This is a genomic window from Neoaquamicrobium microcysteis, from assembly GCF_008180155.1.
Lineage (GTDB): Bacteria > Pseudomonadota > Alphaproteobacteria > Rhizobiales > Rhizobiaceae > Aerobium > Aerobium microcysteis.
On sequence record NZ_VSZS01000051.1, the window covers coordinates 53098 to 62323 of the forward strand.

At 61.5% G+C, this 9226-nt stretch carries 8 protein-coding genes and 2 pseudogenes; 5 read left to right on the forward strand and 5 right to left on the reverse strand.

Features of this window, described 5'->3' with window-relative positions; translation table 11 throughout:
* Positions 1-3: 3 nt before the first annotated feature.
* The 4 genes from napE to nirK all read right to left on the reverse strand — a co-directional run bounded on the left by napE (position 4) and on the right by nirK (position 3070).
* The gene (gene napE, locus FY036_RS02125; protein WP_148913054.1) at positions 4-201 is read right to left on the reverse strand and encodes a periplasmic nitrate reductase, NapE protein; all 198 of its coding nucleotides are present in this window, start codon (positions 199-201) and stop codon (positions 4-6) included.
* 113 nt (positions 202-314) lie between these two features.
* Entirely contained in the window at positions 315-1463 is a 1149-nt protein-coding gene (locus FY036_RS02130; RefSeq protein ID WP_235897460.1) for an NnrS family protein, read from the reverse strand.
* Positions 1464-1555: 92 nt separating this feature from the next.
* Positions 1556-1876 carry a hypothetical protein gene (locus FY036_RS02135; RefSeq protein WP_148913056.1) on the reverse strand — a complete coding sequence of 107 codons (321 nt, stop codon included), beginning with the start codon at positions 1874-1876 and terminating at the stop codon, positions 1556-1558.
* Between the two features lie 126 nt (positions 1877-2002).
* The gene (gene nirK, locus FY036_RS02140) at positions 2003-3070 is read right to left on the reverse strand and encodes a copper-containing nitrite reductase (protein ID WP_148913057.1); all 1068 of its coding nucleotides are present in this window, start codon (positions 3068-3070) and stop codon (positions 2003-2005) included.
* Positions 3071-3889: 819 nt separating this feature from the next.
* On the opposite strand from nirK, the pseudogene FY036_RS24200 reads away from it, so the two are divergent.
* From FY036_RS24200 to FY036_RS02150, 3 genes and pseudogenes are all read left to right on the forward strand, one after another.
* Positions 3890-4258, forward strand: a pseudogene (locus tag FY036_RS24200) (cation:proton antiporter domain-containing protein); the annotation flags it as partial.
* 98 nt (positions 4259-4356) lie between these two features.
* Positions 4357-5502, forward strand: coding sequence for a cation:proton antiporter family protein (locus tag FY036_RS24205; RefSeq protein WP_268932157.1), 1146 nt, complete (start codon positions 4357-4359; stop codon positions 5500-5502).
* A gap of 67 nt (positions 5503-5569) precedes the next feature.
* Positions 5570-6046 carry a MucR family transcriptional regulator gene (locus tag FY036_RS02150; RefSeq protein WP_148913058.1) on the forward strand — a complete coding sequence of 159 codons (477 nt, stop codon included), beginning with the start codon at positions 5570-5572 and terminating at the stop codon, positions 6044-6046.
* 460 nt (positions 6047-6506) lie between these two features.
* Here FY036_RS02150 and FY036_RS02155 read toward each other — a convergent pair whose 3' ends face one another.
* The gene (locus FY036_RS02155) at positions 6507-8177 is read right to left on the reverse strand and encodes a GGDEF domain-containing protein (protein WP_235897461.1); all 1671 of its coding nucleotides are present in this window, start codon (positions 8175-8177) and stop codon (positions 6507-6509) included.
* Positions 8178-8405: 228 nt separating this feature from the next.
* On the opposite strand from FY036_RS02155, the gene FY036_RS02160 reads away from it, so the two are divergent.
* Both FY036_RS02160 and FY036_RS24030 read left to right on the forward strand, forming a co-directional pair.
* Entirely contained in the window at positions 8406-8648 is a 243-nt protein-coding gene (locus FY036_RS02160; protein ID WP_148913060.1) for a hypothetical protein, read from the forward strand.
* Positions 8649-8897: 249 nt separating this feature from the next.
* A pseudogene (locus tag FY036_RS24030) lies at positions 8898-9226 on the forward strand (hypothetical protein); the annotation flags it as partial.

The following is a 9226-nucleotide window of genomic DNA, read 5'->3' on the forward strand; positions in this document are numbered from 1 at the left end:
ATTTCAGCCTCCCGGAGGCCCAGGCGGGCCGAATACGATCTGATACATCCAGACGAGAAAGCCGTAGCCGCCCACGACGCCAACGGCGACGACGGGCCAGATGCCGAATGCCAGGACCAGAAAGGTCAGCAACTCTCGTCGCCGCGTCTTCTCGGGCGGGAGATCCGTTGGTGCGGTTGCCTCTCGGCTGTCCTGCGTCATGACCTTCTCATCATGGGCCTGGGACTTGGCAATTTTGCCAGAATAGGCAGAATTCTAACCGGCACCTTCTGGTTGTCCACCCCTGTTCTCTGTACAGACTCGCTACGAGGGTTTTAAGCACCAGCGCGCCTCGACCAGAGAATCGGCGCGTAGCGGACCGCGAAGAGCAGGAAGGCCCCGGCCCAGAGCGCGCCGCCACAGGCAAGCACATGGGTGTACCAGTCCCCGGCGAACGGGGCAGCGACCCGCAACAAGGCCCCCGCCGAGACCATGGCGTACATGGCGACGAGGAACCGGTCGGCGACGATCACCCTTCCCGTGTGGCCGAGGCTCGCCCGTGTCATTACGGCGAGCGTCATGGTTCCCACGGCCCCTGCGGTCAAAGCGTGCAAGGCGGACGAGTGCGGAACCGCATCGGGCAGCATGATCGCGAGACCGAGCAGCGCCAAGGAGGCGGCGAGCCATCCGTAGCCGACATGGAGCACGAGCAGGATCGGCTCGCGCATCGTCGACAGGCCGTGCCAGTGCGACAGGCGCGCCGCGAGCAGCGTTCCCGCGACGACCAGGAAGGTACCGACAAAGGCGCTGCCGGGCGTTACGACCCACCCGCCCATCCCGGCGGCGGTTGCGGCAAGCGCTGCCTTGTCGAGCGTGCCAAAGGGCGCGGGAAGCGCGATAGAACCTTCCTTGGCGAGCCAGTTCCGGGTGAAGCTCGGCACGATGCGCCCGCCGATCAGCGCGACAAGCATCCCGGCAACGGCCAAGGCGAGACGCTGGCCGAGATCGTGGTTTAGCAATCCGGCGCTGGCCAGATGGTCGGCCGCGTTGGCAATGCCGAACAGCGTGATCATCACGGCTACTGGGACGTTCTTCCAGTTCCTGCCCGCGAAAACCTCGCGCCAGACCGCGAAGGCGAGCGAGGCCGGAAACGCCAGGTCGACGGCCATGGCGAGCCACGGATCAGGCGAAGCCAGGCACGCCACCCGCCCCGCAAGCCACAGCCCGACGAGGGCGGCGAGCGGCAGCCCGCTCAGCGGGAGCCGCCCCGTCCAGTTGGGAATCGCTGTGAGGATGAAGCCCGCGATGACGGCTGACAGGTAGCCGAACAGCATTTCGTGGGCATGCCAGTTTATGCCACTGAACGGTCCGCCGATCTCAAAGCCGCCGAAGTAGACCCCGAGCCAGACAGGAATTGCCAGGCCCGCGTGAAGCGCTGCGAGAAAGAAGAACGGCCGAAAGCCGTAGTGGAGGATCGGCGGCATCGCCCGGATCCGGCCCCTGCCGTCCCTGGACACGTCACCCGACTTCAGTGCAGCCCTCGGAACCGAACGGTCGGAAACGCTTGCCGTGCCCATCACGCGTTCCCCTGTCCGGCGGCCCTGACGGCCGCAGTCGCTCCGTAGGCAGCGAAATCGGCGACGTCCTGGAACAAACCCGCTATCTCGTGGAACGCGCTGCGGTCCGGTTCATCCGGCATGAGCTCGTCCAGTTCCCCCAGCAGGGCAAGCACGATCACGATCGCGTCGCGCATCTTCCTCGCGTCGGCGAGACCGCCCGCACGCCGCACGAGGTCTTCTTCCAAACCGGCCCGGTCAAGCACGTCGTTGGCAGCCTCGCGGCAGTTGCAGTCGAGGCCTGCCTCGGCGATACTTCGCCGCAGCCGCTCGACGACCAATTCTGTCCCTTCGATAGCGGACAGTCCAAGTGTTGTGTGTGACCTTGTTGATCGGGACATGTGTCCATCTCCAAAGCGAAAGCCGGACGACAGGATAGTCGCCCGGCATCAAGGTAGGCGCCACGGCTAGTCGGCGAGCAGGCCCAGCTTCTCATCCACACCTTCACGGAAGAGGTCGGGCTGCTCGGGGCCTTCAACGATCAGCTTGCCAATCAGGCCGCGATTAACGCGGGACAATGCATGGTCGACCAGGAGATACTCACCGGGCACCTCGACTTTGAAATCGACGGCCGCGGCGCCGCCCGGAGGCACACTGATGGTCTGCACGTCGGGCAGAACGTCTCCCGTCAGCGAGCCAAGATTGTAGACCTTGTCGAATATCTCGCCGATAACGTGGAAGCTGGAGGTCTTATTCGGACCGCCGACCCCAAAGTAGATGCGAACGGTTTCGCCTACCTTCGCCTGCAGTGCGTTATTGCCGGTCAGCGCCTCGGCTGCTCCATTGAACACGTAGTATTCCGGCTGCTCGTTCATCAGCTTGTCATAGCTCTCGGTCAGCTGGCCGGATGTTCCAAAAGCCTCCTCGGTGTAGAGTTCGCCCTGCATGACGTAGAACTCGTGATCGACCGCAGGAAGGCCGCCTTCCGGTTCGACCAGAATGAGGCCGTACATGCCGTTGGCAATGTGCTGCGCGGCTGGGCCGACCGCACAGTGATAGACATACAGCCCAGCGTTCAGCGCCTTGAAGGTGAATCCCTTTGTTTCGCCAGGCGCTGCCAGCGTAGCATGGCCACCACCATGCAGTCCGGTGACCGCGTGGAAGTCAACATTATGCATTGCCATGCTGTCTTCGTGGTTCTCCAGGACGACTTCAACCGTGTCGCCAACGCGCACTCTCACGAGTGGGCCGGGGACCTTCCGGTTGAAGGTCCAGTAGTGATATGTGGTGCCGTCCGCCAGTTGGCCGATGACCTCCACCGTCTCAAGGCCTACCCGAACGGTCTCAGCACCACGCTCCCCGATTGCGGTTGGTAGATCGTTTGCCCGGCGTACGATGTCCAGCGGCGCTTCATGGGTGCCGAGCTCGGCCATGTGCTGATGTGCTGTTTCCGTGGCCGCAGCGCCAGCAAGTCCGAATCCGACAGCGATAGCGATAGCGGCCGCAGTCGTAAAAAGCTTGGTCGGGATGTTCATGACACGGTCCTTTCTGACCTCTTGTTCATGAGACATGTCTATGCCGGCCAAGGGGATCCTTCTTTGCGCAGCGACAAAGAGACAGACGATTTGAGCTGAGGTGCGCTTTGTCCTCAGTCGCGCGGGCAGCGCCGAACAGCTGCGATCGTGCCGTCGAAGGCAAAGCGCCGACATGGCGCGTTTTCATCCCAACCCCACGAGTGTCTGCACCTGCGGCCAACGGATGTCGCCATAACCATCAAGCAGATAAAAAAGCGCATTCTCGCAATCCTGCGACACCGCTCATAGCCCTTGGCTGTTCGTCCGGCCTGCACCCACAAGCCAACCATATCACCCCGTACTCGCGGTCCAGATCGCTCGACATCGTGCCTGGATCGCTCTCACGCAACACCGCGATGACCCGGCGGGAATCGCTTTTTCGACTACAAAGCCGGTGCGGATGATGATGAGCCCGGCTTCCGCCTGGGAGAAGAGCCTTCGTCACCGACGAATATGTCGGACTCGGCCACCGCGACAAATGCACACGTTTCGGGTCGCGCGAGTTGAGCAGCCTTAACGGCGCAACATTCTGGTGAACTAAGCTTGCTTTTGAAGAAGGGACTGTCCGAATTGACTGATATATCCCAATTCCTTGTCAGCCATTGTCGCCATATCAAGAGTGCCTTGGTCGCTGTCGGCCGGCTCCCACACCGATTAAGTGATCACGCTCCCGACGGATGCGCTTCAGCGCCATTGATGGGAGTTGTCATGTTGTTCTAAGCACCCATAAATGGCTCTATGATCGACAGCATATTCTACGAGATTGCCCTACTGGTGCTGATGGCTGCGGCGCTCGGCCTCGCCGGGCTCGTACTGCGCCAACCGCTCGTTGTGGCCTTCATCGCTGTCGGCATCGTCGCAGGACCCGATTTCCTCGGGCTCGTCACCTCGACCGAGTTCATCGATACGCTGAGCCAGATCTCGATTGCGGTCCTGCTGTTCCTTGTCGGGCTCAAGCTTGATCTCGCCCTGGTCAGGAGCCTCGGCAAGGTCGCAGTGGCGACTGGGCTGGGACAGGTCACCTTTACCGCCTTCTTCGGCTTCCTGATATGCCTTCTCCTCGGCATCGACTGGCTGACGAGCCTCTATGTCGCCGTGGCGCTGACCTTTTCCTCCACGATCATCATCGTGAAGCTCCTGTCGGACAAACAGGAGATTAGCGCGCTTCACGGTAAGATCGCGCTCGGCTTCCTGATCGTGCAGGACCTGTCGTGGTCCTCGCAATGGCGCTCCTATCGGCCATCGGCATGGGAACCGGCGCGGAGCAAGGATCGCCTGCCGACATTCTCGTTGTCCTTGGAGGCGGGATCGGACTGGTCGCCGCGGTCGTCCTTTTCATCCGGTTCGGGGCGACGCCGCTTCTCGATCTCATGTCGCGGTCGCCCGAACTGCTTGTAATCTTCGCGGTCGGCTGGGCGGCAGGCTTGGCGGCGACCGCCGATGCGATCGGGCTCGGAAAGGAACTCGGCGGACTGCTCGCGGGAATGTCGCTCGCCTCGACACAATATCGCGATGCCATCAATTCGCGCCTGTCGAGCCTGCGCGACTTCCTGCTCCTGTTCTTCTTCATACATCTTGGGGCGTCGCTGTCGCTCAACAGCCTTGGCGGACAAATCGTGCCTGCGGTCTTCCTGTCGCTGTTTGTGCTGATCGGCAATCCGCTGATCGTGCTGGCGATCATGGGGGCGCTCGGCTATCGCAAGCGTACGGGTTTTCTCGCCGGGCTAACGGTCGCGCAGATATCAGAATTTTCCCTGATCTTTATGGCGATGGGGCTCTCGCTCGGCCACGTCACGCAAGAAGCGCTCGGGCTCGTGACGCTGGTCGGGCTCGTGACCATCGCGGCGTCGGTCTACATGATCACATGGTCCCATCGCCTCTACGGCATCTTCGAACCGTGTCTCGGTATGTTCGAGCGGCGCATGCCCTATCGCGAGATCGATACCGACACTGCGCCTACGGCCAACCATGACTTCGTTGTCTTCGGGCTCGGTCGATATGGAAGCCGCATCGGGCAGCGGCTTCAGGAATTGGGCCACCACCCGCTCGGCGTGGATTTCGACCCCGAAGCAGTGGCTTCCTGGCGGCGCCTTGGCCTGCATGCCGAATATGGCGATGCTACCGATCCCGACTTCCTGGCTCATCTTGATCTCAAGCATGTCCGCGCGGTCGTGAGCGCGGTGCCGCGGGAACGCGGGCCGCTAACCGAAGCCGATCCGCAGCTGGCGCTCCTGCACGGCCTGAAGTCAGCGGGCTACCGGGGCAAGGTGTTCTTGTCGGTTGGGACGATGGCCGATACAGACGATCTCATGCGCCGCGGCGCGAGTGTCATCCTGCGCCCGTTTGACGACGCCGGAGATTACGCCGTTAGGCAGTTGGTTGGGGCATCATGAAGTGCATAGCGCCTTGCGCGAGCGCGGTGGTGCAATCTAGCTCGGGATCAGCAGAAAGGATTTAGCCATGGCCAAAGCGCCGATTTCCAATGATCAGAAGACCTACGAACTCGAGCTGACCGCTAACGTCGTGTCGGCTTACGTCGCTAACAACGCGGTCCCCTTGGCTGATCTGCCCAACCTGATCAGCAGCGTAGCAAACGCACTGCGGAGCGTCAGTGGGGGCAGTGTGGAGAGCGCACCTGAAGCTAAACAGGAACCTGCTGTGCCGATCAAAAAGTCCGTGACGCCCGACTACATCATCAGCCTTGAGGACGGGAAGAAGTTCAAGTCGCTCAAGCGGACGCTGGCAACGCGCTACGGTCTCACCCCCGATCAGTACCGTGCGAAGTGGGGCCGGCCGCACGACTATCCGATGGTTGCTCCAAACTATGCGGCCGCCCGTTCCGCGCTGGCGAAGAACATTGGCCTGGGTCGCAAGCCGAAGGAAGAGCCTGCGCCTGCGAAGGCGAAGCGCGGCCGGAACAAGTCGGCAGCAGGCTGATCGACAATGCGGTGATCGCGCCTTAATGAGGGCGCGAATCCAGTAGGAAGACAACAAGGGCGGCAGCGCGAGCGCTGCTGATCAAGGGATGGACCAGCAATATCGCGCTCTCTTGATTTTTGCGGTGATATTCCTCAGCGCAGCTGTAGCCTACTTTGCCATCCGAGGCTTGATGTAGGTGGAGTGCAGAGGAAAGGTTGGCGCGATCGGCAACAAGCGTGCTGGTTCACGCCAGTCGCGGAGGTCGGACCGCTATGGTTGCCGATCGTCCGCGTTAAATCGAGTCGCAAAATGCGCCTCGATGCCGCAAGCGACTATAGCCCAAAGGCCACAAACCCGCGCTCGTCGCGCTCGGCCGTAAGCTGCCATTCCGCTCGGTCTCATCGGGCAAAGTTGCCCGTCAGTTTAACACCCCATAGCGGACTTTCGCCTCCCTGGCGTGAGTTCCTGAAAGCTGCCACTAGGCGGCGCCAGCTTCCACGGCTGCCGCTGACCTGACGTCGCTGCGGGTCCGGTTGCGACCTGCGCTCTTGGCTTCGTAGAGCAGCTTGTCGGCGCGATCATAAACGGCGTCGAAATCCTCAACCCCGTGGCAAATTGCGATGCCCATGCTGGCGGTGACAGGTCGCTGAAGACCCGGTACTTCGTGGGCGACAATGGTCGAGATCGATTTGCGTCGACGCTCTGCCTGGAGAACGGCGTCACCGCCGCGTATGAGAAGCATGAATTCCTCACCCCCTAGGCGGTATGCCCGAACATTCGAACTGGGCTGAAGGCCTTTGGCCACGGCTTGGAGAACCGCGTCGCCGACCGAATGGCCGCTCGTGTCATTGATCAACTTGAAATGGTCCAAGTCTACTACTGCCAGCGTATCAAATCCTTCAGCGCGAAGTTGCCCGAACTGCCCTTCCATGGCTCGCCGGTTGAGCAATCCGGTCAGCGGGTCGGTTTCGGAAAGCCTTTCGAGGACATCAGCCTGATCTATCGCACGGTCGCGTTCGCGCCTGATGGTCATGAGGCGGTCGGCGACGCCAAGCGTCGTGAAAAAGACTTCGCATGCGCAACCGACATAAAACATCAACATTGCATCGGCGCTGTCGAGCCAGGGAACCACGCCCGTGCCGAGGCGGATGAGGCCGACCAGAATCATGGGAGCGTATCCAGCTGCCTGGAACCGCGCGGCAATGCTGCCGCGGCGCAATCCATCGACAGCCGCCATCAGAAAGATGAGCAGGATAGGTGCGAAAGCTGCCGTATACACGCTCGACTGGATAGGGCGCATGACAAACGGAAAGGCCGCGTGGAATGTGCTCAGGAGCAATGCCAACACGGCGCAATAGGGCAGCAGTCGCCGCAGCAGCGGATGCATGAGGCCAGGCTCGATGAAACTGTGGGTGAACATTAGGCCGGACGCGATCGTGGCCCCGAAGACGAGGGTGGTGATCCAGCTCAACGTCATGGCACGCGGCTCGAAAAAGACGACCGAAAGCCCGGAAGAAGCCAGGATGGTTGCCAGCAACGACAGCGTGAGAGCCGAATGCCAGAGAACGAACGGCTCACGTAGGATTCGGTAGAACGCCGCGTTGAAGATCAAGGGCATCACGAGCATGCCTGTGAGCCCAGCCAGAACGAGCAGATATCTCATGTAGCCGCTTGCGTCAGCCGCACCCAGCGGTGCCAGATATGCCCGTTCCAGCGTCATTTTGTGGCTCGGGAGGTCAATGGCGACAATGACCTGCCGCGTCTCGTGCGTCACCCCGGGCAGGGGTGCTTCGAAATATCCGCCGAGCATTGAGCTGGACAAGTCACCGGCGGGCATAGAAACGCTGCGAACCGCGCCGTCACTGTCGATGGCCAACATATGCAGCGCCCCGAGGGCACTCCGCCTTGAGAGGAAATATCGAGGGAGAATGTCGTCCGGGCCGATGTCGAAGAGAAGTAGCACGCGCTCGGCCTCGATAGAGACAGCTCGATCCGAGCAAGACCACTGCTGGGCGGAACGCGCTGTTGCCACCACGTCTTCAGCAATGCTGCCCGACGCCCAACAAGAACTCTGAATGTCGCGTGAGCCGGCCGTGTCCGCTGATCCGGCGCTGACGATAGCCAGCACCACCAGGAGCAAAGAAGCCAACAGAAAACTTGTCGGGAGGCCACGTCGGAACATGCGTCGACGCTAGGGCCGGAAGCTTTTTTTCTCGTTAAGCGCCGCATATGAACGCCTGCTATAGGCGAGAGGCGCACCCACTCAAGTGGCCGGCATGACCGTGGTGAGGTCCTAGTGCGGCCCCACTCGAAAATACTTCATTGCTCGCTCACGCTCGGTCCGGAAGCTCGCGGCGCTGACGCGAGGATCGGACCGATGACCGGGAAGACGATGATGACGGAACAGCTGATCGCCAGCCTTGCCAAGGCCCCTCCCCTGCGTCCCCCCGCTCTGGGCCCGATGGTGCTGATGGTCACGGCAATGACAGGTTTGGGCATTGGCGTCTGGATCGCTATCATGGGCCTGTGGCCGGACCTCGGCAGCGCGCTCGTCCAGCCCGTGGTAGATATTCTGCAGCTTTCGAAGCGCCCGCACCCTTACCTACGCATTAGCCAATGAAGTCGATGAGCCCACTGGCGCGGCGAGCCCGAGCATCGGCTGAGGGCCGGTTCCGGGCCGACCGGAACCTTCAACATTCGGCGAAAAGCCGCTGGTCTGCGCCTCACCCCAAGGCAGGCGTTCGCCTCAATTCCCGACCATAAATCAGTTTTCTGCTTCGGCTGCGGAGCACCCCTGGGGTGGAGGCCCCTTACGGCAGCATGCGACGATGTATGCCAAAGGACGTCGGGCAAGCGGCTGCGATACGAAGTGCGGCTGATCGCGCTGGCTTTCGTAAAGCCGCTCGGAATCGAACATGGTGAACGCGGTCTTCGCTCTCCGCGCAAAAAGGCTTGCGTCAACAGCCATGTAAGGCATCGAGAAGCGGACGAACTCCTGCCTTTCTCCGGTGGTCGAATCGCCGGCAATGACCAGATCGAACTATTCGCCGGGGTATCAGGAGTGAGGCCGGGAAATCGGGCCTCGTCGGCAACCTGGACGCAGCGATCGCCGGGCGCAAATGGCCCGGTGGATTTCCATCAGCTTGCCGTCAGTCCCGTCGACCCCGAAATCATCTATGGCGCCTACGGAGCGCTCCA